At 60.7% G+C, this 540-nt stretch carries 1 protein-coding gene; it reads right to left on the bottom strand.

Going from position 1 to position 540, the window contains the following annotated elements:
• A partial coding sequence (locus tag BK660_RS30925) for a glycine betaine ABC transporter substrate-binding protein (protein WP_311202921.1) occupies positions 1 to 490 on the bottom strand: 490 nt, incomplete at its 3' end.
• Positions 491 to 540 lie beyond the last annotated feature (50 nt).

The raw sequence follows: 540 nt of genomic DNA, 5'->3' as shown, positions 1-540 counted from the left end.
TGAGGAAGCGCCCTTTGCTCGGGGCCTCCGGATCCTTGAACACGTCCTTGTACTTTTTCAGATCACTGACACTGCGCAGATCCGGCGCCAGCGGCTTGATGCCTTTGGCCGGGTCACCCTTGATCACGTACTCCGGCACCCACCAGCCCTCGGTCGCGCCCTTGACGGTATCGCCGAGACTGACGACTTTGCCTTCGGCCTCAGCCTTGACCCACACCGGACTGCGCCCGGCCCACTCCTCGCCAATGACCTGAATGTCATTGTTGGCCAGTGCGGTTTCCAGCGTGATGGTGGTGCCAGGCAAGGTGTCGGTCGGCAAGCCGTAACCCTTCTCGACGATGATCCGCAGCACATCGGTAATCAGGCTGCCGCTTTCCCAGTTCAGGTCGGCAAAATGGATCGGCGCCTCGGCGGCCATCACCGATTGCGCTGATGTCAGCAAACCGAACGTGGCCACGCTGGCGGCCAGTAACCGTCGAAATCCGTTCATGCATTGCACCTCGTGCTGTTCACAGCAATGGCAGGTTGGCCTGACAGAAG

It is taken from the genome of Pseudomonas brassicacearum (assembly GCF_003732265.1).
GTDB lineage: Bacteria > Pseudomonadota > Gammaproteobacteria > Pseudomonadales > Pseudomonadaceae > Aquipseudomonas > Aquipseudomonas brassicacearum_D.
This window is presented reverse-complemented; position numbering and strand designations above follow the sequence as displayed.